The organism is Flavobacterium sp. GNP008, from assembly GCF_056428965.1.
Map to the genome: position 1 here is coordinate 223,043 of NZ_JBWJVL010000001.1, position 22,533 is coordinate 245,575.

The 22,533-nt window shown below is 33.4% G+C and carries 23 protein-coding genes and 1 tRNA gene; 16 read left to right on the top strand and 8 right to left on the bottom strand.

What is annotated here, in order from left to right; genetic code table 11:
- Nucleotides 1-38: 38 nt before the first annotated feature.
- The 9 genes from AC0608_RS00995 to AC0608_RS01035 all read left to right on the top strand — a co-directional run bounded on the left by AC0608_RS00995 (nt 39) and on the right by AC0608_RS01035 (nt 7,425).
- Entirely contained in the window at nt 39-935 is an 897-nt protein-coding gene (locus AC0608_RS00995) for a DMT family transporter (protein ID WP_478287819.1), read from the top strand.
- A gap of 68 nt (nt 936-1,003) precedes the next feature.
- Nucleotides 1,004-1,357 (top strand): DoxX family protein, encoded by a 354-nt coding sequence (locus tag AC0608_RS01000; protein ID WP_478287820.1) that lies wholly within the window; start codon nt 1,004-1,006, stop codon nt 1,355-1,357.
- Nucleotides 1,358-1,361: 4 nt separating this feature from the next.
- Nucleotides 1,362-1,970, top strand: a complete 609-nt coding sequence (locus AC0608_RS01005; protein WP_478287821.1) for an alpha-ketoglutarate-dependent dioxygenase AlkB family protein — start codon at nt 1,362-1,364, stop codon at nt 1,968-1,970.
- Nucleotides 1,971-2,014: 44 nt separating this feature from the next.
- Complete coding sequence (locus AC0608_RS01010; RefSeq protein ID WP_417958389.1) at nt 2,015-2,842, top strand: sterol desaturase family protein; 828 nt, start codon at nt 2,015-2,017, stop codon at nt 2,840-2,842.
- Nucleotides 2,843-2,960: 118 nt separating this feature from the next.
- On the top strand, nt 2,961-3,239 hold the full coding sequence (locus AC0608_RS01015) for a DUF2805 domain-containing protein (protein ID WP_126462107.1): 279 nt from the start codon (nt 2,961-2,963) through the stop codon (nt 3,237-3,239).
- A gap of 62 nt (nt 3,240-3,301) precedes the next feature.
- Nucleotides 3,302-3,646 carry a hypothetical protein gene (locus tag AC0608_RS01020; RefSeq protein WP_417958392.1) on the top strand — a complete coding sequence of 115 codons (345 nt, stop codon included), beginning with the start codon at nt 3,302-3,304 and terminating at the stop codon, nt 3,644-3,646.
- Between the two features lies 1 nt (nt 3,647).
- Nucleotides 3,648-4,595, top strand: coding sequence for an alpha/beta hydrolase (locus tag AC0608_RS01025; protein ID WP_478287822.1), 948 nt, complete (start codon nt 3,648-3,650; stop codon nt 4,593-4,595).
- Between the two features lie 55 nt (nt 4,596-4,650).
- Complete coding sequence (locus tag AC0608_RS01030; RefSeq protein WP_478287823.1) at nt 4,651-6,519, top strand: M61 family metallopeptidase; 1,869 nt, start codon at nt 4,651-4,653, stop codon at nt 6,517-6,519.
- Nucleotides 6,520-6,714: 195 nt separating this feature from the next.
- Nucleotides 6,715-7,425, top strand: coding sequence for a DUF4369 domain-containing protein (locus AC0608_RS01035; protein ID WP_478287824.1), 711 nt, complete (start codon nt 6,715-6,717; stop codon nt 7,423-7,425).
- A 136-nt stretch (nt 7,426-7,561) separates the two neighbouring features.
- Here AC0608_RS01035 and AC0608_RS01040 read toward each other — a convergent pair whose 3' ends face one another.
- The 6 genes from AC0608_RS01040 to idi all read right to left on the bottom strand — a co-directional run bounded on the left by AC0608_RS01040 (nt 7,562) and on the right by idi (nt 10,392).
- A complete protein-coding gene (locus AC0608_RS01040) occupies nt 7,562-8,026 on the bottom strand; it encodes a hypothetical protein (protein WP_478287825.1) in 465 nt (154 codons plus the stop codon).
- 128 nt (nt 8,027-8,154) lie between these two features.
- A tRNA-Thr gene (locus AC0608_RS01045) sits at nt 8,155-8,228 on the bottom strand.
- A 78-nt stretch (nt 8,229-8,306) separates the two neighbouring features.
- On the bottom strand, nt 8,307-8,573 hold the full coding sequence (locus tag AC0608_RS01050; RefSeq protein ID WP_073209770.1) for a hypothetical protein: 267 nt from the start codon (nt 8,571-8,573) through the stop codon (nt 8,307-8,309).
- Between the two features lie 376 nt (nt 8,574-8,949).
- On the bottom strand, nt 8,950-9,408 hold the full coding sequence (locus tag AC0608_RS01055) for a peroxiredoxin (protein ID WP_478287826.1): 459 nt from the start codon (nt 9,406-9,408) through the stop codon (nt 8,950-8,952).
- Nucleotides 9,408-9,818: a 6-pyruvoyl trahydropterin synthase family protein gene (locus AC0608_RS01060; RefSeq protein ID WP_417958398.1), complete on the bottom strand. Its 411-nt coding sequence runs from the start codon at nt 9,816-9,818 to the stop codon at nt 9,408-9,410. Before AC0608_RS01060 ends, AC0608_RS01055 begins: the two co-directional genes overlap by 1 nt.
- A 13-nt stretch (nt 9,819-9,831) precedes the next feature.
- Nucleotides 9,832-10,392: an isopentenyl-diphosphate Delta-isomerase gene (gene idi, locus AC0608_RS01065; RefSeq protein ID WP_417958399.1), complete on the bottom strand. Its 561-nt coding sequence runs from the start codon at nt 10,390-10,392 to the stop codon at nt 9,832-9,834.
- A gap of 166 nt (nt 10,393-10,558) precedes the next feature.
- On the opposite strand from idi, the gene AC0608_RS01070 reads away from it, so the two are divergent.
- From AC0608_RS01070 to AC0608_RS01095, 6 genes are all read left to right on the top strand, one after another.
- Nucleotides 10,559-11,020, top strand: a complete 462-nt coding sequence (locus tag AC0608_RS01070; protein ID WP_478287827.1) for a GNAT family N-acetyltransferase — start codon at nt 10,559-10,561, stop codon at nt 11,018-11,020.
- A gap of 147 nt (nt 11,021-11,167) precedes the next feature.
- Nucleotides 11,168-11,728 carry a peptide-methionine (R)-S-oxide reductase MsrB gene (gene msrB, locus AC0608_RS01075; protein WP_478287828.1) on the top strand — a complete coding sequence of 187 codons (561 nt, stop codon included), beginning with the start codon at nt 11,168-11,170 and terminating at the stop codon, nt 11,726-11,728.
- 1 nt (nt 11,729) lies between these two features.
- Nucleotides 11,730-12,359 carry a peptide-methionine (S)-S-oxide reductase MsrA gene (gene msrA, locus AC0608_RS01080; RefSeq protein ID WP_417989446.1) on the top strand — a complete coding sequence of 210 codons (630 nt, stop codon included), beginning with the start codon at nt 11,730-11,732 and terminating at the stop codon, nt 12,357-12,359.
- 201 nt (nt 12,360-12,560) lie between these two features.
- Nucleotides 12,561-13,868, top strand: coding sequence for an amidohydrolase (locus AC0608_RS01085; protein WP_478287829.1), 1,308 nt, complete (start codon nt 12,561-12,563; stop codon nt 13,866-13,868).
- Nucleotides 13,869-14,118: 250 nt separating this feature from the next.
- The gene (locus AC0608_RS01090) at nt 14,119-14,931 is read left to right on the top strand and encodes a CHAD domain-containing protein (protein ID WP_478287830.1); all 813 of its coding nucleotides are present in this window, start codon (nt 14,119-14,121) and stop codon (nt 14,929-14,931) included.
- Between the two features lie 391 nt (nt 14,932-15,322).
- The gene (locus tag AC0608_RS01095) at nt 15,323-17,815 is read left to right on the top strand and encodes a PAS domain-containing hybrid sensor histidine kinase/response regulator (RefSeq protein ID WP_478287831.1); all 2,493 of its coding nucleotides are present in this window, start codon (nt 15,323-15,325) and stop codon (nt 17,813-17,815) included.
- Nucleotides 17,816-18,212: 397 nt separating this feature from the next.
- Here the strand turns inward: AC0608_RS01095 and AC0608_RS01100 are convergent, their stop codons facing one another.
- Nucleotides 18,213-19,775, bottom strand: coding sequence for an NAD(P)/FAD-dependent oxidoreductase (locus tag AC0608_RS01100; RefSeq protein ID WP_478287832.1), 1,563 nt, complete (start codon nt 19,773-19,775; stop codon nt 18,213-18,215).
- Nucleotides 19,776-19,954: 179 nt separating this feature from the next.
- Between AC0608_RS01100 and AC0608_RS01105 the strand changes: the two genes are divergently transcribed.
- Nucleotides 19,955-20,194, top strand: coding sequence for a hypothetical protein (locus tag AC0608_RS01105; RefSeq protein ID WP_478287833.1), 240 nt, complete (start codon nt 19,955-19,957; stop codon nt 20,192-20,194).
- A 72-nt stretch (nt 20,195-20,266) separates the two neighbouring features.
- Here the strand turns inward: AC0608_RS01105 and recQ are convergent, their stop codons facing one another.
- A complete protein-coding gene (recQ, locus tag AC0608_RS01110; protein WP_478287834.1) occupies nt 20,267-22,462 on the bottom strand; it encodes a DNA helicase RecQ in 2,196 nt (731 codons plus the stop codon).
- Between the last annotated feature and the right edge of the window lie 71 nt (nt 22,463-22,533).

A 22,533-nucleotide genomic window follows, 5' to 3' on the forward strand; every position in this document is an offset into this window, starting at 1 on the left:
TAAACCCTATCTTTGCCCGCTTTTTAAAATCGAAAAAAATGACAAAGAACAATGTATTAAAAGGAGTTTTCTTAGTAGGACTGGGCGCAACAAGTTATGGTATGCTGGCTACTTTTGTAAAAATAGCGTACGGCGAAGGCTTCACCACTCCCGAAGTTACGATTGCACAATTTGTATATGGAATCACAGGAATGCTTTTTATTAATCTGTTTCAAAAAATTAAAAAAGGAGATGACGTTATAAAAGCATCTAAGAAAAATATTTCTCAATTAATGCTTGCTGGAACTTCTCTGGGGATGACCAGTATTTTTTATTATTTAGCCGTAAAATATATTCCGGTTTCCATTGCTATTGTTCTATTGATGCAAACCGTTTGGATGGGTGTTTTATTCGAAATGATTTTAGAAAAAAAGAGACCTTCCACACAAAAAATAATCGCTGTCGTTATTGTATTAATCGGAACTGCACTTGCCACAAATCTTATCCAAAGCAAAATTGAAATAGACTGGCGTGGGATTGTTTTAGGGCTTTTGGCAGCAACTTCCTTTACTACTACAATGTTTACCGCAAATCGTGTGGCTACACATATTTCCTCTGCACAACGCAGTTTATACATGCTATTGGGTGGTGCTGTAATCGTGACCGGATTTGCAATAGCAACACAAACAGCTCCTTTCAATTTTGAAATTTTCATGAAATGGGGAATAATATTAGCTCTTTTTGGGACTATAATTCCACCTTTATTGTTCAATGCTGGTTTCCCACTTACAGGAATTGGTTTAGGTAGTATCGTATCCGCTTTAGAGCTTCCGGTATCAGTCCTAATGGCGTATTTTCTTTTGAATGAAAAAGTGAGTTTAATTCAATGGATTGGAATAATTTTAATCATCTTGGCAATTGTAATCATGAATGTTAGCCTAAAAAAAAGAGCCTAATTGCTATTTCAATACAATTGCTCAAATTTCATTAAAATTTTTATAAATTCGTCATAAATAACTTTATTATGAATTTACCTTGGCATTTGTATGTGATGGCTTTCATTTACTTTTTAGCAGGAATAAACCATTTCAGAAATCCTAAATTGTATTTGAAAATTATTCCGCCGTATTTCCCGAATCCAAAATTATTAAATTACTTAAGTGGAATAGCCGAAATACTTTTGTCCGTAGCACTTTGTATTACGTTACTTTCCACCTATGCTGCTTGGGGAGTTATAACCCTATTAATTGCTATTTTTCCTACCCACTTGTACATGTATTTGGATAAAAAAGCAAGAATGGGTTTGCCAAAATGGGCTTTGTTTTTACGAATGCCGTTACAATTATTTCTAATTTTCTGGGCTTACCAATATACTTAATCTTTTGAAATCACTATTCGACTCCACATCTGAACCATTAGTTCTCCTCTTACCTGACGCTGAAATCATCTATTACCCACAATTTTTTGACAAACCGACAGCAAATATAATTTTTGCTGAACTTGAAAAAGAGGTTCCGTGGCAACAAGATGAAATTCGGGTATACGGAAAAACTTACCCACAACCTCGTTTAACAGCTTTATTTGGAAATGAAGGAAAACCTTATTCGTATTCTAATATCATCATGCAACCGCATCCTTGGAATGTACTTTTGCAGAAACTAAAATCACAAGTCGAAAAGGTTGCTGACACAAATTTTACTTCAGTACTACTGAATTATTATCGAGACGGCAAAGACAGTAATGGATGGCATGCTGACAATGAAAAAGAATTAGGAATAAATCCTGTAATTGCATCGTTGAGTTTTGGTGCAGAACGAACTTTTCAGCTGAAACACAATTCCGAAAAAGAACTAAAGAAAAATATCGTTCTTGAACACGGCAGTTTAATCATCATGAAAGGAACAACACAGCATTTCTGGAAACATCAGATTCCAAAAACTACAAAACCTATTGCCCCTCGAATAAATCTTACTTTCCGAGTAATCAAATAAGTATTTCAGAAAAAAATATTAAATTTGAAATAAATACCTGAATTATGAATGACATTATTACTTATTTTTCTACTATTTCATCAGGCCATAGAAGCTTAATTCTTGTGGGTGGCATCACTTTTTTTTGGCTGATCGAAAATGCTTTTCCTCTTTTTAACTTCTCGTATAAAAAATGGCATCATGCCGGGATTAATATCTTCATGACATTTACCACTATCCTAGTCAATTTTTGTTTGGCTTTTATTTTATTAAAAACAGCTGATTGGACAATTGCCCATAATTTTGGAATTTTACAATGGCTACCTCAAATGTCGGTATGGCTTTATGCATTTGTTGGATTGCTTTTACTGGATCTAATTGGTGCGTATCTGGTGCATCTGGTAGAACATAAAACCAAAATTTTATGGCGTTTTCATTTGATACATCATACCGATACTTGGATTGATACGACAACAGCAAACCGACATCATCCTGGCGAAAGTGTTATCCGGTTTACATTTACTGCCCTTGGAGTTTTAATCATAGGAAGTCCCATGTGGATGGTTTTTCTCTACCAAACGTTATCCGTAGTGGCAACGCAATTCAATCATGCTAACATATCGCTTCCAAAAAAATTAGATACTATTTTAAGTTATTTTATTGTATCCCCGGACATGCATAAAGTACACCATCATCATGTTCTGCCGTACACGGATAGTAATTATGGTAATATCTTTTCGATTTGGGACCGTTTATTTGGTACTTTTAGGACTCTTTCAAAAGAAGAAATCATTTATGGTATCGATACTCATCCGAGGCCCGAAGAACATAATGAATTGAAAAATTTATTAAAAATACCCTTTCAAAAACAACCATTGAAAGAAAATAAGTAAAAAGTATAAAAAAAATGACCATTTGAGAAAATCTAATTATTTTTTTTCTTAATATTGGTACAAATTAGAAATGTAATTTATTAATCATTAACAACTTATTTGAATTAATTTTCACGTGATGAAAAAGAGTAACCGAAAAGAATTGAACTGGGAGCAAACAGAAAAACTTGTTACAATGGCTTTAGAAGAAAAAAATCCTTTTGAAATCATAAAAAAAGAATTTGGTCTGGCTGAAAAAGAGATTCTTGAGATCATGAAAAAGAAGATGCCGGCAGAAAAATTTGAAATGTGGAAAAAGAAAGCTACCGCAAATAAACCAAAACCAAAACCTATTAAAGTCGATGATTTTGACGAAGATTTAGATGGTAAATATTATATAAAAAATAAATTAGATTAAAATAAAACTCCTGATATTCGGGAGTTTTTTGTTTTAAAACAGCGGTCTCAAAAAATGTAATTATGGTTTCAGTAACATCAAACGAAAATGAATTTATTTTTGACATCCTTGGAAGTCATAAATTTTGGGCTTTTGAAAATAAGATTCGAGTACCGAAAGATAAAATCATTCGGGCGTATCAAAGCAACGATGAATTTACTTTTTGGATTGGTTGGAAAATGCCAGGTACCCAATTACCATGGATTATTACTGCTGGAACTTACATTAGGAAAGGAAAACGCAACTTTTGGGATGTTTGCAATAAAAAAAATGCAATTATAGTCGAACTCAAAGAGTCCTATTATACTAAACTAATTATCGAAGTTGAAAATCCAGAAAAGACAATCAACAAATTAAATGCGAAATAAAATGAAAAAATCACTATTCTTACTCCTGACATTGTTTTCGATACTCGGTTATTCACAAACCCAAATAGCAATTAAATCTTTTAATAAAGAAGAAGTTACTATAAATTCATTGATAAAAGGGTCGTTGTATTCTCCTTTAAAACAAAACAAAAAGACAAATCTTGTTATTCTCGTTGCAGGTTCAGGACCTACAGACAGAGACGGCAATCAAAAAGGACTAATCAACAATTCATTGAAATACTTATCAGAAGAATTAACTAAAAATGATATTGCGGTTTTTAGCTATGATAAAAGAATCCTTAAACAAATGAAGAGTGGAACGGTAAATGAAATAACGCTTACTTTTGATAATTTCATCACCGACGCGACAACCGCTTTATTGTTTTTTAAAAATCAAAAGAAATACAACAAAATAATAATTGCAGGACATAGCGAAGGTTCTCTAATAGGAATGATTGCGGCAAATGGTAAAGCGGATGCTTTTATTTCATTGGCTGGAGCCGGAAGAACTATTGATGACGTTATTGTAGAACAAATAACAAAACAAGCCCCTTCTTTAAAAGAGGAAGTGGAAAATAATTTTGTCATTCTTAAAACCGGAAAAACTTTCGAACTAAAAAACCCAATGTTAGCCTCTGTTTTTAGAAAAAGCGTGCAGCCCTATATGATTTCTTGGATAAAATACAATCCACAATTAGAAATTACAAAACTAAAAATCCCCGTTTTAATTATAAACGGAACCAAAGACCTACAAGTCTCTGTAGAAGATGCTGCATTATTAAAAAAAGCAAAACCAGAGTCCGAACTTGTTTTAATTGAAAATATGAATCATGTTTTTAAAGAAATCAAAGGAGACAACACAGAAAACAGAAACTCTTACAGTAATTCTGATCTCCCAATATCGAAAGGGTTACCGAACTCCATAATAACCTTTGTAAAATCACTGTAAGATGTAACAATTATAGTGTTGAAGGGACTAATAACTAAAAATAAAATCACAAAAAATGAAAAGAATAATTTTTGCATTAGCATTTGCTTCAGCTATTTGGAGCTGTCAAACTGCTACTACGGCGACTAAAACCTCAAAATCTGTTTCTGATGTTGTACAAGTGGGAATCAATTTAATCGACATTAAAGATGACAAAGTAATGGTCAGCATTACAGCACCAAAAATTATCTTAGAAGAAGTAACTTATAGTGTTCCTAAAATTGTTCCAGGAACGTATTCTATTGATGATTATGGGAAATATATTGAAGATTTTAAGGCATTTGACAGTAAAGGAAATATTCTTGCTACTGCAAAAACGGATGAAAACACTTGGACAATCAAGAATGCAAAAACGTTAGTAAAGATCACCTATTTAGTAAACGACACCTTTGATACTGAAAAAGGTGGCGGCTTTGGTAACAATGACATTTTTTCCCCAGCGGGAACAAATATAGAGGTTGGTAAAAACTTTATGCTCAACATGCATGGTTTTGTAGGGTATTTTCAAGATAAAAAAGACCTTCCATACCAGGTAAGTATAGCACATCCTGAAATGCTTTGGGGGGCTACTTCTATGACGGATCAAGATCCTAGCACAACTAATGATGTGTTCCATACAGCACGTTATGCTGAGTTAGTAGAGAATCCAATTATGTATGCAAAACCAGACTACACAACTTTTACTGTTGATGGCATGGAAATCTTAATTGGGGTTTATTCTCCAACTGGAAAAGTAACTGCAGAAAGCATCACTCCAGAAATGAAAACAATGATGACTGCGCAAAAAACCTTTCTAGGGAAAATTAATGCTACAAAAAAATACACAGTATTATTGTATTTATCAAGCATGAAAGACACTGATGCTAAAGGATTTGGAGCGTTGGAACACCCTACAGCTACAACGGTAGTTTTACCTGAAATGATGCCAAAAGAAGAATTGGTAAAATCAATGAAAGATGTTGTATCTCATGAATTCTTCCATATTGTGACCCCATTATCCATTCATTCTAAAGAGATTCACTATTTTGATTACAACACTCCTAAAATGTCGGAACATTTATGGATGTATGAAGGCGTAACAGAATATTTTGCTAATCTCTTCCAAATAAACCAAGGCTTAATTACCGAAGAGGAATTTTACACTCGTATAGCAGAAAAAATTACACATGCCAATGCTATGAATGACACTATGCCTTTTACTACAATGAGTGCCAACGTATTAACAGAACCTTACAAAACACAATATTTAAACGTTTATGAAAAAGGTGCCCTAATAGGAATGTGTCTGGACATCATTATTAGAGAAAAAAGCAACGGTCAAAAAGGAATTTTGGATTTGATGCAAAAATTATCTAACGAGTATGGCGCATCTAAACCCTTTAATGACAATGAGCTATTCGCAAAAATAACATCACTAACTTATCCAGAAGTTGGAACTTTTTTAACTACTTATGTATCGGGTACTACACCTATTCCCTACGGAAATTATTTAGCTAAAGTTGGTGTTACTCAATCAATGCAAAAAGCACCTGCAAATGTTTTCTTAAAGGGGCAATCACCCTACATTACTGTCAACCAACAAACAAAAGAAATCATCGTAATTCCAAACATGGAATTGAATGTTTTTTATAGCAATTTAGGTTTAAAAGGAGGAGACATTTTACTATCCTTTAATGACAAACCATATTCATTAGACAATATTTATGAAATGATTACTGAAAGTCAAAAATGGAAAGAAAACGAAGCTATCACAATTAAAATAAAACGTGACGGTAAGGAACAAGTAATAAAAGGAAAAATAAAACTTCCTTATGAAGAAAAAGAAGGACTTAAGGCCACTGATACAACAAAAAAGGCTTTAAAAGAAGCTTGGCTCAAAGCATAAGTTAAAAATTAATTCATTAAATCCCAATTTAGAAATAGATTGGGGTTTTTTTTGTAAAATTTGACCTCGACACCAAAATATTACCAACATTTTTCTTTATTTTGCGCCAAAATAGAAATACAAATAAAATAACCATCATTCAAAAAAAATCATAACGGAATGGTGACACCATATTCCAAAAAAAATTAACCCCACATGAAAAAATCAATTATTACTTTCGTTACACTCCTACTAATAGTGTCTTGCAACAAGAATAAATCCGAAACTAATTTACATATTACTGGAAATATAAAAGGATTAAAAAAAGGGACCTTGTACATTCAAAGGATTGTTGATACTACACTAGTGGCTATCGACACTATTATCATTGATGGAAGTTCTTCTTTTCAGAGCGATCTTACTCTTCAATCGCCAGAGATGCTCTATTTGTTCTTGGATAGAGGCGTTAGCAATTCATTAGACAATAATCTATCCTTTTTTGCTGAACCCGGAGCTATAACTATTGAAACTAGTTTAGACCGGTATTTATCTGATGCAAAAATCACAGGTTCAGAAAATCAAAAAATATTTGAAGAATATAAAAAAATCAGCACCCGTTTCACTGATGAAAATCTGACCTTAATTGAAAAAAAATTCAATGCAATAAAAAGTCAAAACACAAAAGCAGTTGATAGCCTCAGTGCAAAACAAGATTCTAATATCAAACGAAAATATTTATTTGCTACTAATTTTGCGTTAAACAACAGAAACTTTGAAGTGGCACCGTACATTGCCTTATCAGACATCTATGATATTAATATCAAATATTTAGATACAATTCAAAAATCAATGTCACCCAAAGTAGCAAAGTCTCATTATGGCAAGAAATTAACAGAATATGTTACCAGCATTAAGAACCAAAAATAAACAGCTTTAAAAGCTGCATTTTAATCTTACAATACAAAAAAAATCATCTTGCTATATACCAAGATGATTTTTTTTGTCAAAAAGTATAGAATCCTGAAGCTAAACTAAACCTCAACATTTCATTTATAAAACCCGTTTAAGCATTGTTAAAAGCAATCCCTGTCACGATCATCCCTACAAACATCAAGAGATAGAGCGAAAAAACAACTAATGTCATAATTCCAATATATTTATAATGTGATTTTAGATATTCTAAAGACGTAGTCAATGTTTCGGAATCGTTATTCTTGAATGCCATTTTAGCATTTAATGCAAATTTATTTAAATAATACACTGGAAAAAAATAAAGCAACGCAATTAAAAAATACACAAAAGCCATTACTATACCAAAAGATGATCCCATTGCTCCCATGGCAGGATTTATCTTGCCCATAGCAGAGAATAAGGTCCCAGCAAATAAAGCGGCAAAAATTATAAAACCAATTCCGATGTAACCAAGGATAGATAAAAAATAAGCCCATTTGGCTGTCTCCTTCAAAAAATCTTTAGCAGACTCACTTAATCTCATCTCGAAATTTTCAATACCTGAATGTTCTTCCATAATTTAGTTATTTTAGATTAGTTTCCAAATTTAACAAAAAAATTATGACATGTAATTAAAACATGTTTCAATTGTGAAGGTATTAAAAACAAAAAACCACCTAACAAAAGTTAGATGGTTTTATTAAGAGCCGGCGGAGGGACTCGAACCCACGACCTGCTGATTACAAATCAGCTGCTCTAGCCAACTGAGCTACGCTGGCGACTCATTACGGGTGCAAATATAAGTCTGAATTTCTATTTTCCAAAACAAATTCAAACTTTTTTTGCGTTTTTTTTGACTACAATTCGTTGATTTTAGCAATCAATTGATTAGCAGTTTGTTCCAATTCAACATTAATTTGTTTGAAGTGTGCTTTTTTATCCTCTACCTTTTTAGCGTTCACTTTTGTGATCAAAGCGTCAAAAGCAGCGATAGCTTCGTCGATTAAAGCGTTAGTTTCTGTTGTAGGTTTTCCTGTAGTAGAAATTTCGAACAAGTAAACTGCTTCAATAATATCTCCTAAAACGTAGTTGATGTCTTTTTTTAAATTCTTAACGTTAGCCATTTTTATTATTTTAAAATTTGAATTTTAATTTGCGTCTGCAAAAGTACACATAATCTTTCTATTACCGACTATGAAATGTAAATTTCTAAAATTGAAGCTTTTCCATTGAGAATGAATACATTCATACCAACAAGAATCAAAACCACTTCGCCCTTTACATTGTAAAGCCTTACGTTCTTGCATACTATTTAAAAAATTTCCAAAACACTAATAAAACTATAGAATTTTATAGATTAAGAAACTAAAATTTCAATAGTAATCGAAATAAAAGAGTTGTAGCATGCATCGAATCCATTTTATAAGAATCTATTGCATTAAACTAAAACGAACAACTCATTTGCTAAACTAAGATTACAATGAATAATTAAGATATCATTTAAGATACTAATTTTTTGATAGCTTGTAAAGCTACAGGAATATGCTTTGTGGCCAGCATACTGTCAAAAATCATTTGCACAACTCCTTTCTTATCTGTAATATACGTTACCCTACCTGGTAATAGACCAAACATTCCCGATGGAACACCAAAAAGTCTTTTGATTTTTTTATCAGCATCTGACAAAAGAATAAAGGGCAGTTTGAATTGTGAACTGAATTGTTGATGTGAAGCAACACTATCACTACTTATACCAATAACTTCAGCGCCCAAATCCTTAAAATCTTCATATTGATCTCTAAAACTACAGGCTTGTGCAGTACAACCCGGAGTATTATCTTTTGGATAAAAATATATAACAAGGGGTTTGTGACCCACAATATTTTTACTGTCAAAATTATTCCCATTACTGTCTTTTGCAATAAAATCAGGAATTGTATCTCCTACTCTTAGTACCATTATTGTCCTTTATAGGTTACAAAATTTCGAGGTGTTTCGTAAAGAACTACTTCTAATTCAAATTCTGGCTTTATTCTTTTTCTAATTTTATTCCAAATAACAACCACAATATTTTCAGCTGTTGGATTCAAATCCTGAAATTCTGGAACGTCAAGATTTAAGTTTTTATGGTCAAACTGATTCTCAACATCTTCTTTAATAATGTCACTCAGGAATTTAACATCCATGACATAACCGGTTTCTGGATCAATTGCTCCAGTAACACTGACGATTAATTCATAATTATGGCCGTGGAAATTAGGATTATTACACTTCCCAAAAATCGCATCATTTTGTTCGAAAGTCCAATCCTTCCTGTATAATCTATGTGCCGCATTAAAATGGGCTTTTCGTGAAATAGTAACTTTCATAAAAAAAAATGATTTAGATCTTTAATTTAGCGCTTCTTGTATTTAATGGACTCGTATGTTCTTCAAGGAAATGATAAAATTCATCAAAAATTATCTTAAACCATACCGTATAAAATTCTGGATGAAGTTCCATATCCACTTTTACATCCTCAATTTTCATCCATTTCCAGGCTTCAACTTCTTCTGGGTTAATAACTGGAACCTCATTATAATAACCAATCATCACATGATCGAGCTCATGTTCTGTTAAACCATTGTCAAAAGGAGCTTTGTATATAAAATGAAAAAGTTCTTTTAATTCTGTTTCAAAGCCCATTTCTTCAAACAACCTTCGACTCCCTGCCTGAATGTTCGTTTCACCTTCCCGCTGGTGACTGCAACAAGTATTCGTCCACAACAAAGGAGAGTGGTATTTTTGACTTGCCCGCTGTTGTAACATGATTTCGTTTTCATTGTTTAAAACAAAAACCGAGAAAGCACGATGTAAGACCGCTCTTTCATGCGCTTCAAGCTTAGGCATTAACCCTATTTGCTCATCTTTCTCATTAACTAATATTACGTTTTCTTCTAACATATAAATATATTTCAGGTCAAAAATACAAAAAAGATACTTAAGGACGGGGGCTTTAACGTTCTGTTTCGATTTGTTGAACTGGAATTATTTTACCATTATCTCAATAAAATTAGCACTATACTTTCAATGTTTCTTTTGTATTTTTATAAAAATTATAAATAACGCAATGAACACTATAATCCTCCGAAAAGCAAATGTTACCGATTTAGAAAAACTTCTTGAATTTGAACAAGGGATTATTACTGCTGAACGGCCTTTTGATCCTACTCTAAAAGAAGGTAAAATTCATTATTACGACATTGAGAAAATGATTTCAGCACCGCATATAAAAGTAGTAGTAGCCGAGATAAATGGCAAGCTTATTGGTTCTGGGTATGCCCGTATTGAGGTAGCAAAACCCTATTTGAATCATGCCACTTATGCCTATCTAGGATTTATGTACACCGATCCTAATCACAGAGGAAAAGGAGTAAACAATTCAATTATCAAGTCGCTGAAAGAATGGTGCAACCTACAGAACGTGTTTGAACTAAGGCTGGATGTTTACAGTGAAAACCTTTCTGCAATTAAAGCCTATGAGAAAGCAGGATTCAAAAAACATCTTGTAAACATGCGAATGATTTTATAATTATAAGGTTTTGTTAATAGCAAATCCAAATGAATCTTTTAATCGTAAATTATAACAAGAAATTTAATTAAAAGAAAAACAAATTGCAAAGTAAGCGACATTTAAACTTTTAGAAGCGCTTTACCTTTGTGGTATAAATTTAAAAAAATGAAAACAAAAACTCAATTAGTAAGCGTATTATTCTTAATCCCTTTATTTATGTTCACCGCTTGTGCACAAACAACAAAAAAACAAGCCAATACAAAAAACCCTATCGCAATGGAAAATTCATTAAAAAAACCAGGAAATCCGTATTATTCAAATACCGATATGACAAAACTTAACGTAAGTGATGCCGAATGGAAAAAAGTTTTACCCGAAGATGTCTACGAAGTAACCCGCAATGCCGATACGGAAAGACCTTTTACAGGGAAGTATTGGAACACGGATGAAAAAGGAACATATTATTGTGCAGCCTGTGGCAATAAATTATTTCGTTCTGGCGCCAAATTTTCGAGCAATTGTGGATGGCCAAGCTTTTTTGAGCAAGACAATAAAAATAGCGTGGTTTATAAAACCGACAATTCACTGGGAATGGAAAGAATTGAAGCTCTTTGCGGAAGATGTGACGGGCATTTAGGACATCTTTTTGATGACGGACCAGAACCAACCAAAAAAAGATACTGTATGAACTCTATTGCACTTGACTTTATCCCTGACACCAAATAACATGAAAAACTTATTTTTAGTGTGCCTATTGACTACATGTAGTGTATTTGCACAAAACAAAACAGCTGATAAAGCTACAAAAGAATCTCCTCTTGAAACCATAACATTAGCCGGTGGCTGTTATTGGTGTGTAGAGGCGGTTTATGAAAATCTAAACGGTGTAAAATCAGCAATATCAGGATATGCAGGTGGTAAGAACGTGAATCCTACTTATGAAGATGTGTCTACGGGACGGTCCGGTTATGCCGAAGTCGTTCAAATTACCTATGATCAAAACGTAACAAATCTAGATGAAATTTTTAAAGTTTTTTTTACGGTACATGATCCAACGACTTTAAACCGTCAGGGAGCAGATGTAGGCACACAATATCGTTCTGCTATTTTTTATAAAAATGAAACACAAAAAAAATCAGCACAAACGATAATAAATGCAATGAAAAAAGCTAAAATTTATGACACTCCTATTGTAACAACTTTAGAACCGCTGACCAAGTTTTATAAAGCCGAATCCTATCATCAAAATTATTATCAAAATAATAAAACGCAACCCTATTGCCAAATGGTAATTCAACCAAAAATGGAAAAGTTTGAAAAACTATTTAAAAGCAAACTTAAGAACCCGAAACAGTAAAAGTACAACAACCGCAACGAAACTAAACGAGGCGGTTTTTTTGTATCTGTTTTAAAATAAGATGTTTTGTTAGTACTCCCTTAAATTTACAGTACGACATAATAATTTTGCTATATTTGTTTTACTGACTTTACCTACTAATAAAACATTCGAAATTTCTTTTCAAACAATAACTAGTACTAAACCAAACCACCTCAACTAATGAACAAAATTATTTTATTTACAGGCGTATTCGCTTTCTCTTTTTTTGCTTCTGCCCAAAATTCAGTTCTCAAATCTAAAATTACTCAAAAAGCTGCATCTTTAGAGTCCAAAGTTATTACATGGCGCAGAGACTTTCACCAAAACCCAGAATTAGGAAACAGGGAATTTAAAACTGCCGAAAAAATAGCAATGCATTTGCGTTCTTTAGGTATTGAAGTACAAACTGGGGTTGCAAAAACTGGTGTTGTAGGAATTCTAAAAGGAGGAAAACCAGGGCCTGTTGTCGCTCTTAGGGCTGACATGGATGCATTACCGGTAAAAGAGAGAGTAAACATCCCTTTTGCTTCTAAAGTTGATGGCGAATATAACGGTCAGTCAGTGGGAGTTATGCATGCGTGTGGACATGATTCACATATAGCCATGCTGATGGGAACCGCCGAAATTTTAGCATCTATTAAAAGTGAATTAAAAGGAACAGTCAAATTCATTTTTCAACCTGCTGAAGAAGGCGCTCCAGAGGGAGAAGAAGGTGGAGCGGCATTAATGGTAAAAGAAGGCGTTCTTCAAAATCCAAAAGTAGATGTAATTTTTGGCTTACACATCAGTGCTCAAATGGAAGTAGGCAAAATTAATTACCGACCAAAAGGCGCTATGGCTTCCTCAGACTGGTTCAAAATAAAAATAAAAGGCAAACAATCACATGGCGCCAGCCCATGGCAATCTATAGACCCCATTGTTACAGCTTCGCAAATAATAATAGGCTTACAAACCATTGTTAGCCGAAACGTAAATCTTACTGAATCCGCTGCTGTGGTTAGTGTAGGAAAAATTACAGCTGGCGTACGCAGCAATATTATACCCGAAGAACTTGAAATGGCCGGAACAATACGCACACTGGATAAAAAAGTACAGGAAATGATTCACAACAGATTAAAACAAATCACTACTAATATTGCGGAAAGTGCTGGAGCTACTGCCGAAGTAAGTATCACAAAGCAAACATTAATAACCTATAACGACCCAATCTTGACCGAAAAAATGGTTCCTACATTAGAATCAGTCGCAGGAAAAAATAATATCTTGTTAGCACCCGCAGCGACGGGAGCTGAAGATTTTTCGTATTACCAAGACAAGATTCCAGGGTTTTTCTTTTTCTTGGGCGGTATGCCAAAAGGTACGAATGCAGCTGAAACGGCCTCGCATCATACTCCCGATTTTTACATTGATGAAAGTGGTTTTGTATTAGGAATGAAAGCAATGTCAAATCTAACTTTAGATTACATGGAAATGAATGCTAAAAAATAATTTATTATAAATAAAAATTTAAAAAATTTCAGAAACAACAACCGAAAAGTGATTTTCGGTTTTTTTATGCACAAAACTAACGCAGCAAAATTTTACAATCCATCAACACATTGATTTTAAAGCATTTAATTGCCTATAATAAGCATTTTTTAGTATATTTACTACTACATCTTACTGTGCGATTTAACCCTGAATTTTCTGAATTTAGTAAAAGGAATTATTAGTAAAACCCCAATTAGAAGACTGTAAAATGAAAGCACTTCAAACATATTTTAAAAAACGAAAAAGTGCCTTAAACCTCTTATTTAAAAAAAAACCACTATCGTATACCGTAGAAACTTTCCACGAACTCCGCGTGGAGATCAAAAAGATAAAAGCATTATTTGAATTAATGGCTTTTTGTTCCAAAAAATTTAAACAAAAGGAAACCTTTAAACCTTTTAAAATGATTTTTAGAGTAGCCGGAGAAGTCAGAGAACTGCAACTGGAACAAATTATTCTTGAAAAAGAACCTACCTATTATTTACTGAGAAAATATTGCAAACGACTAAAAAGGCTAGAAACCAAATTAGTAAAAAAATTCTTTACGATTGTAAATAAACCCCTAATTAAAAAGCTAAAAGAAAAGTATCCCAAAATCATTCCTGTGCTTACAAAAATAAGCAGCAAAAAAGCGTATCGTTACATCAATAAAATAAGAAATAAGACGCGAAAATTAATCAGTAAGGATGCTTATAAAAAAAACCAGATTCATGAATTTCGAAAACGATTAAAAGTGTACCAATACAATGATAAAATCTTCAATTTAGATGAACAAAACAAATTGATTCCTGACAAGACTTTCTTGTTGAATATGCTTGGGGAATGGCACGATTATCACGTAATCCTCATCCATTTAAAAAGATTTATTATTACAGAAAAGACAAATCCAAACGAAAAAAAGCAACTTAAAAGCATTAAAGTAGCAATCACCTCCAAAAGCAAAATACTTCACGAGAGGATAAATGCTTTACTTCCGATATCAAAATTACACAACACTGAAATACAACTCAACTCAGATTAGAGTTATAGCTTTTATTTAAATTTTTTACAATCACCTCTAAATAGAGTCAACGAATCTTATAATGTCTCCGAAAAAACAATTAATAACCCTGTTTTCTATTACAAAATACTTAAAAAAATTAAACTAAAGTAAAGCACAGGCACTCCATTCTTGAAATGCTATTTTGAAATACTTAATAAAAAGTATAAACGAAATGAAATTATTATTCATACAAAAAAATTTAACATTTGTTGAACTTTAGTGATGTTTTAAGAATTAAAGAAATTAAATTAGTACATTTAACTACTCAATTGAAAGAAAAAGGACATTTACAAAATCTAAAACCTGCTTCTTAAAGTTGATAAAGTATCCCCGAATAAATTTAAACCTACAAAATCAAAAGGTTACACTTATGGAAGAAAACATCTACCCAGAATTATTCAATTTCTCTCCAGCACTTCTGTTAGTTATAAATCCTGACTTAACTATAATAGCGGTTACAGATGCTTTCTTGAAAGTCACCATGACGAAAAGAGAAAACATTTTAGATAAAAATATTTTCGAGGTGTTCCCAAATAATCCTGATGATGTAGTTGCCGATGGAGAAAAAAACATAAATGCTTCTTTTAATCGTGTATTAAAAAATAAGGAAACTGATTTTTTACCCGTCCAAAAATACGATATTAAAAAACCAGACGCTGACGGTGGGGAATACGAAGTTCGTTATTGGAAAATAAGTCACACTCCTGTATTAGATGCTGATAATAATGTTAAATATATTATACAACAAGGGGAGGATATCACAGAGAATCAATCTCTTATTTCAAATAATCAAGAATTAAAAAGAAATAATGAATTACTCAAAGAATCCTATGAATATTCTGAAGCAATAATTGATTCCATTCAGGAAACAATACTGATACTCAATAAAGATTTTTGTATAAAATCAGCGAGTAAATCCTTTTATAAAAAACATCGTATCACCAAAGAAGAAACGGAAGGAAACTACTTATTTCAATTGAAAAATGGGCTATGGGATATTCCTGAACTCCATCAGTTACTTAATAATGCCCTTTCATGCACGGATAGTATTCCGGATTTAGAAGTAAAACATTTTTTCCCTAATCTTGGAGAAAAGACAATGTTACTTAATGCCAATTGTTTTGTAAAAAAAACAATTGGCGAAGAATTAATTCTACTAACCATAAAAGACATAACTGAAGTTAGAAGACTCGCTGATGAACTCCAGAGAAAAGAAAGAATACTGCTTGAAAAAGAACTGGAAATAAATAAAAAAACACTGATCAGAATTGAAAATAGCGAAAAACGCTATAATATGATGCTGATGAAATCTCCTTTTGCAATAGCAATATTAAAAGGGAAAGATATGATTGTTACCCTTGCCAATATAAGCATAAAAGACATCTGGGGAAAAGGAGACGCTGTAGAAGGAAAAAAATTTATTGCCGTTTTACCTGAACTCATAGATTTACCTTTTCCAAAATTACTTGAAGAGGTCTTTAGATCAGGAATTCCTTTTTACGGAAACGAACTATTAGCACCTATTGTACGCAATGGAAAAACCGAAGAAACCTATTTCAACTTTGTATATCAACCCTATCTGGAAGCCAACGAAACAATTTCCGGAGTCACTATCATTGCTTACGATGTTACACCACAGGTAGTAGCAAAAAAAGAATTAATTGCGGCTAAAATTAATGCGGAATTAAAAACAAAAATAGCGGAAGAAGCAGTAAAGTCAAAGCAACAATTTCTTTCAAACATGAGTCATGAGATACGCACACCTATGAATGCCATAATTGGGTTTACTAATGTGGTCTTAAAGACTAATTTGAATGAATCCCAAAAAGAATATATTAATGCCATTAAAGAATCAGGAGATGCTTTGATTGTTTTGATTAATGATATCCTTGATATTGCTAAAGTTGATGCTGGAAAAATGACTTTTGAAAAGCTTCCATTAAGTTTGTCTGTGTCAGTTTCCACAATGCTCCATTTGTTTGAACCTAAAATGCAGGAGAAAAATTTACAACTAATCAATGATTATGACCTGAGGATTCCTGAAAATCTGTTAGGCGATTCGATGCGCTTACGGCAAATCATGCTTAATTTGATGAGCAATGCTGTAAAATTTACACCCAATGGAAAGATCACTATACGCGTTCACCTGCTGAATCAGGATTCTAAAAAAGCGACAATCGAATTCCTGATTATAGATACCGGAATAGGAATTCCCGAAAATAAATTAACCGAAGTCTTTAATAATTTTGAACAAGCAACGGCAGGAACAAGCAGCTCATTTGGAGGGACTGGATTAGGGCTTGCCATTGTAAAACAACTTGTAGAACTACAAGGAGGCAAAATTATAGTAAACAGTAAAGAAGGCAAAGGGTCTACCTTTGGTTTCATTCTTAGTTTCGAAAAAGAAAATACTACACCCGAAATACAATCTATGGACACATTCAAATCACTACAAGAAAAAACATCAAAAGAAAAAACTGCCCAAAACATCAAAGTATTGGTTGTAGAAGATATTGCACTAAATCAACTTTTAATAAAAATAATACTTCTCGATTTTGGCTATGATGTGACCATTACTGATAATGGTAAACTAGGCATAGAAGAACTGCAAAAAAACAAGTATGACATTATTTTAATGGATTTACAAATGCCAGAAATGAACGGTTTCGAAGCCACTACTTACATTAGAAATATTATGAAATCAAAAATTCCAATTATAGCACTTACTGCTGATGTGACATCAGTAGACGTTAAAAAATGTAAAGAAGTCGGAATGAATGATTATGTGTCCAAACCTATTGATGAAAAACTATTATTTACCAAAATGAATCAATGTTTAAGTGATCTCAATACTGAAAAATAATAGTCTGATAGCACTACCTTTTTTCGCATTTAGCAGTTTAGATGTTATGGAGTACACAGATATTCAATACCAAAATAAGGTACAATACGGTCGAAATACGTTTCATAAATTATACTTCCCCAATACATACAGCCGAAAAGGAAATTATAACATATGAGACAAACCTGCTTGTATTGAAGCTTATAAAGTGATGGAGTTGTTGTTCTAATAAATAATCCTACTGCTTTTAAAAATGGGAGATCGAATTTTTTTGTAAATGTTCCGTAGGTGAATGCCGAATTAGTTGCCTTACCTATTTTAAATAGAATTACTATACCCGATACACTATCGAGTATAGCATTCTCAAATTAACAATAAATTTGCCTGAAATTTTGAGCGCAGTTCATATTGAGGTATTCTAATTATTTAAAATAGCACCAATCATCAACGCACATTTTTCACCATCAATTGCCGCAGAAATTATTCCACCCGCATAACCAGCCCCTTCTCCGCAAGGATACAACCCTTTTATTTGAACATGCTCGTAAGTCAATGGGTCTCTGGGAATACGCACCGGTGATGACGTTCTGGATTCTGGGGCATGAAGCACTGCCTCATTGGTCAAATAACCACGCATCGCCTTTCCAAATTCCGTAAAACCTTCACGCAATATTTGTGATAAGAATTCAGGGAAAACTTGCCCCATTTCTACTGAAGTCGTTCCTGGAACATAAGATGTTTTAGGGATATCCGAAGATATTCTGTTCTGCGTAAAATCAATCATGCGTTGCGCAGGCACTTTTTGGCTTTCTCCTGCCAAATGCCATGCTTTTTGCTCGATACTTTTTTGAAATTCCATTCCGGCTAAAGCACCGAATTTAGCAAAAGGTTTAAAATCTTCCAGTTGAAGTTCAATTACAATTCCAGAATTTGCAGTAGCCTGATCTCTTTTGGATGGGGACCAACCATTAGTAACCACTTCGCCAGGGCTTGTGGCACAAGGCGCAATTACACCACCGGGGCACATACAGAACGAATACATTCCTCTTCCGCCAACTTGTTTCACGATGGAATATGGAGCTGGAGGCAAATACTCCCCACGATAATCACAGCTGTATTGAATACTATCGATCAAAGATTGTGGATGCTCTGCCCTAACGCCTAAAGCAAAAGGTTTAGCCTCTATAAAAACGTTCTTTCTATCTAATAATTCGAAAATATCACGAGCAGAATGTCCTGTAGCCAGAATGAGTTTATTGGCAAGAATCGTATCTCCTTTTTGAGTAACGACACCTTGCACTTCATTGTTTTTTAGAATAATATCTGTTAATCTCGTCTCAAACAAAACTTGGCCGCCACATTCAATAATTTTCTCGCGCATGTCTTGAATAATTTGAGGCAATTTATTTGTCCCAATATGCGGATGCGCTTCAATCAGAATATCCTCTGAAGCACCAAAAGCGACAAACAATTCCAAAACGCGTGTTACATCACCTCGTTTTTTAGAACGCGTGTATAATTTCCCGTCCGAATAGGTTCCTGCTCCGCCTTCGCCAAAACAATAATTGGAGTCTTCATTAACAATATGATCCAAATTGATTGCTTTCAAATCTCTTCTTCTGCCTCGAACGTCTTTTCCACGCTCGATTACTATTGGTTTTAATCCCAACTCTATTAGTTGCAAAGCGGCAAAAAGTCCTGCAGGTCCAGCACCAACAACGATTACTTCTTGAGCTTCGGAAACATTCTTATACTCTGGAAGTTCAATTTTTTTCTCCTGATACGATTCTCCCTTAAAATAGATTAAAACTTTAAGATTAATTTTTATTGCTTTTTGACGTGCATCTATTGACCGTTTTAAAATAGAAATATGCTGAATTTCATGTACAGAAACGGTAATTTGTTTGGACAAATGGTCTTTTAGCAGTAAATCGTTTGCTGCTATTTCAGGTGATACTTGTAATAAGAGTTCTTGAGGCATTTTTATAGATTATTCGATTTTTTAGATTATTGACTTTAAAATGTTTAAAATAATCTAATTGCAAAAGTAGTATTTTGTACGGACTTCCTGTTATTGAAAAGAAAATCCATTTTTCAAATCACCTTATTTTATAAATAGACTTTGTAACTTTGTACGTCAACAACAATTAACCTAACAAAATGTCTAGAAAAATAAAACTGATATGGGATTTCCGCGGGCCAGCTTCCGCAAAAACAGCAGAACATCACGAAATTCATTTGAAAGAATACATCACTATTGAAAAATTACCGTTAAGTATAACTGGATTTGAAATTCATGGTGAAATGCAAGCTATTGCTTTTATGGTAGTAACCGATGAATTTATGATTCAGGTTCGAGATGCATTGAAACCGCATCGTGGAGAACTTTATGTAGTCTAAAGTCATACAGTAGAAATGCTAAAAAACCAAACTTTATAAAACTTTATGATTGTAAGCCTTTCGATTTTATGATTAATTAGCTACCTCGCTGATGAATTTAATTCGCATCAAGCGCAATTCATCAATATCATAATCACCATCAAATTCTTTGAGTGCGTTTTCAATATTATCAGATTCAGATTCCATAAAATAATCATGAATTTCTTCTTGTTGATCATCATCAAGCATATCATCGATCCAATATTTTATATTCAGCTTGGTTCCGGAATAGACAATCTGCTCCATTTCTTTAATTAAAGCATCCATATTAATTCCTTTGGCAGAAGCAATATCATCTAGAGACAACTTCCTGTCGATATTTTGAATAATGTACAGTTTGTTAACTGAATTGACACCGGTTGATTTTACTACTAAATCCTCCGGACGAATGATATCGTTTTCCTCAACATATTGACTTATCAATTCTAAGAATTCTTTTCCGTATTTTTTAGCTTTTCCTTCACCAACTCCATGAATATTAATTAATTCTTCTTGAGAGACGGGATATTTCAAAGCCATATCTTCCAGAGATGGATCTTGAAAAACAACGAAAGGAGGAACACCCACTTTTTTAGCAACTTTTTTACGTAAATCACGCAACATACTCATCAAAACTTCATCAGCAACTCCCGTTGATTTAGAAGCTGTTATAATCGCTTCATCTACAGTCTCATTGTATTCATGGTCCTCAGACATCATAAAAGACTTTGGGTTTTTAATAAAATCCAATCCTTTATTAGTGATTTTAACTATGCCGTAAGTTTCAATATCTTTAGATAAGTACCCCGCTACCAGAACTTGTCGCAACAAGGCCATCCAGTATTTTTCATCATGAGCTGAACCACATCCAAAAAAAGATTGTGTATCCGTTCTATGCGCTTTTATCACAGCATTGACACGTCCAATTAACGTAAAAACAACCTCTTTAGATTTGTACAAATGTTTGGTGTCTCGAACTACTTGCAACAGTTGTACTACTTGATCTTTCGCCTCAATTTTTATTTTTGGATTTCTAACGTTGTCATCCATATCAGCTCCTTCGCCTGTAATATCATCAAATTCTTCACCAAAATAATGCAATAAAAATTTTCTTCTTGACATCGAAGTTTCTGCATACGCAACAACTTCCTGCAATAAAGCAAATCCAATTTCCTGCTCAGCAACAGGTTTACCAGACATGAATTTTTCTAATTTCTCAACATCTTTATAGGAGTAATAAGCCAAACAATGACCTTCGCCCCCATCCCGACCGGCACGACCCGTTTCCTGATAATAACTTTCTAATGATTTAGGAATATCATGATGAATGACAAATCGTACATCCGGCTTGTCAATTCCCATCCCAAAGGCGATAGTTGCCACCACAACATCTACATCTTCCATAAGAAACATGTCCTGATGTTTGGCTCGGGTTTTAGCATCTAATCCCGCATGATACGGCACAGCACTTATTCCATTTACCTGTAAAACCTCGGCAATGGCCTCTACTTTTTTGCGACTTAAACAATAAATGATTCCAGATTTCCCCTTGTGCTGTTTTATAAAACGAATAATATCTGATTCGATATTCTTCGTTTTAGTACGCACTTCGTAATATAAATTGGGTCTGTTGAAAGATGCTTTAAAAGTCTTTGCATCGGTCATATCTAAATTCTTCAGGATGTCTTCCTGTACTTTAGGGGTAGCTGTTGCTGTTAATCCTATAATAGGTACATCTCCAAGTTGCTTAATGATGTGTTTTAGATTTCGATATTCAGGTCTAAAATCATGACCCCATTCTGAAATACAATGTGCCTCATCAATTGCGACAAAAGAAATCCTAACATTTTTTAAAAAATTTACATATTCCTCTTTGGTTAAAGACTCAGGTGCTACATAAAGCAATTTAGTCAATCCGGAGGTAATATCTTTCTTTACTTGAATGATTTCGGTTTTAGTAAGCGAGGAATTCAAAACATGAGCTACACCATTTTCAGAAGACAAACTTCTAATGGCATCCACCTGATTTTTCATTAAAGCAATCAATGGTGAAACTACAATAGCAGTCCCTTCCTGAATTAGTGCTGGCAGTTGATAACAAAGTGATTTTCCTCCACCAGTAGGCATTATCACAAATGTATTCTCTTGATTCAGGATACATTTTATAACTTGTTCCTGCAACCCTTTGAATTGGCTAAAGCCAAAATACTTCTTTAATTCTTTGTGTATGTCAATTTCGTTTGGATTCATTCTTTATTATGTGGTATTTTGTATAAATTTGCAACACCTAAAGGTACAAATTTCTTTTACACATACAAATT

Coding starts and splice junctions, on each gene's coding strand:
- AC0608_RS01050 (WP_073209770.1), bottom strand. CDS start 8,573: ATGGCTAACGTTAAGAATTTAAAAAAAGACATCAACTACGTTTTAGGA.
- AC0608_RS01010 (WP_417958389.1), top strand. CDS start 2,015: ATGAATGACATTATTACTTATTTTTCTACTATTTCATCAGGCCATAGA.
- AC0608_RS01070 (WP_478287827.1), top strand. CDS start 10,559: ATGAACACTATAATCCTCCGAAAAGCAAATGTTACCGATTTAGAAAAA.
- idi (WP_417958399.1), bottom strand. CDS start 10,392: ATGTTAGAAGAAAACGTAATATTAGTTAATGAGAAAGATGAGCAAATA.
- recQ (WP_478287834.1), bottom strand. CDS start 22,462: ATGAATCCAAACGAAATTGACATACACAAAGAATTAAAGAAGTATTTT.
- msrB (WP_478287828.1), top strand. CDS start 11,168: ATGAAAACAAAAACTCAATTAGTAAGCGTATTATTCTTAATCCCTTTA.
- AC0608_RS01085 (WP_478287829.1), top strand. CDS start 12,561: ATGAACAAAATTATTTTATTTACAGGCGTATTCGCTTTCTCTTTTTTT.
- AC0608_RS01090 (WP_478287830.1), top strand. CDS start 14,119: ATGAAAGCACTTCAAACATATTTTAAAAAACGAAAAAGTGCCTTAAAC.
- AC0608_RS01015 (WP_126462107.1), top strand. CDS start 2,961: ATGAAAAAGAGTAACCGAAAAGAATTGAACTGGGAGCAAACAGAAAAA.
- msrA (WP_417989446.1), top strand. CDS start 11,730: ATGAAAAACTTATTTTTAGTGTGCCTATTGACTACATGTAGTGTATTT.
- AC0608_RS01020 (WP_417958392.1), top strand. CDS start 3,302: ATGGTTTCAGTAACATCAAACGAAAATGAATTTATTTTTGACATCCTT.
- AC0608_RS01030 (WP_478287823.1), top strand. CDS start 4,651: ATGAAAAGAATAATTTTTGCATTAGCATTTGCTTCAGCTATTTGGAGC.
- AC0608_RS01035 (WP_478287824.1), top strand. CDS start 6,715: ATGAAAAAATCAATTATTACTTTCGTTACACTCCTACTAATAGTGTCT.
- AC0608_RS00995 (WP_478287819.1), top strand. CDS start 39: ATGACAAAGAACAATGTATTAAAAGGAGTTTTCTTAGTAGGACTGGGC.
- AC0608_RS01095 (WP_478287831.1), top strand. CDS start 15,323: ATGGAAGAAAACATCTACCCAGAATTATTCAATTTCTCTCCAGCACTT.
- AC0608_RS01055 (WP_478287826.1), bottom strand. CDS start 9,408: ATGGTACTAAGAGTAGGAGATACAATTCCTGATTTTATTGCAAAAGAC.
- AC0608_RS01040 (WP_478287825.1), bottom strand. CDS start 8,026: ATGGAAGAACATTCAGGTATTGAAAATTTCGAGATGAGATTAAGTGAG.
- AC0608_RS01100 (WP_478287832.1), bottom strand. CDS start 19,775: ATGCCTCAAGAACTCTTATTACAAGTATCACCTGAAATAGCAGCAAAC.
- AC0608_RS01060 (WP_417958398.1), bottom strand. CDS start 9,818: ATGAAAGTTACTATTTCACGAAAAGCCCATTTTAATGCGGCACATAGA.
- AC0608_RS01025 (WP_478287822.1), top strand. CDS start 3,648: ATGAAAAAATCACTATTCTTACTCCTGACATTGTTTTCGATACTCGGT.
- AC0608_RS01105 (WP_478287833.1), top strand. CDS start 19,955: ATGTCTAGAAAAATAAAACTGATATGGGATTTCCGCGGGCCAGCTTCC.
- AC0608_RS01000 (WP_478287820.1), top strand. CDS start 1,004: ATGAATTTACCTTGGCATTTGTATGTGATGGCTTTCATTTACTTTTTA.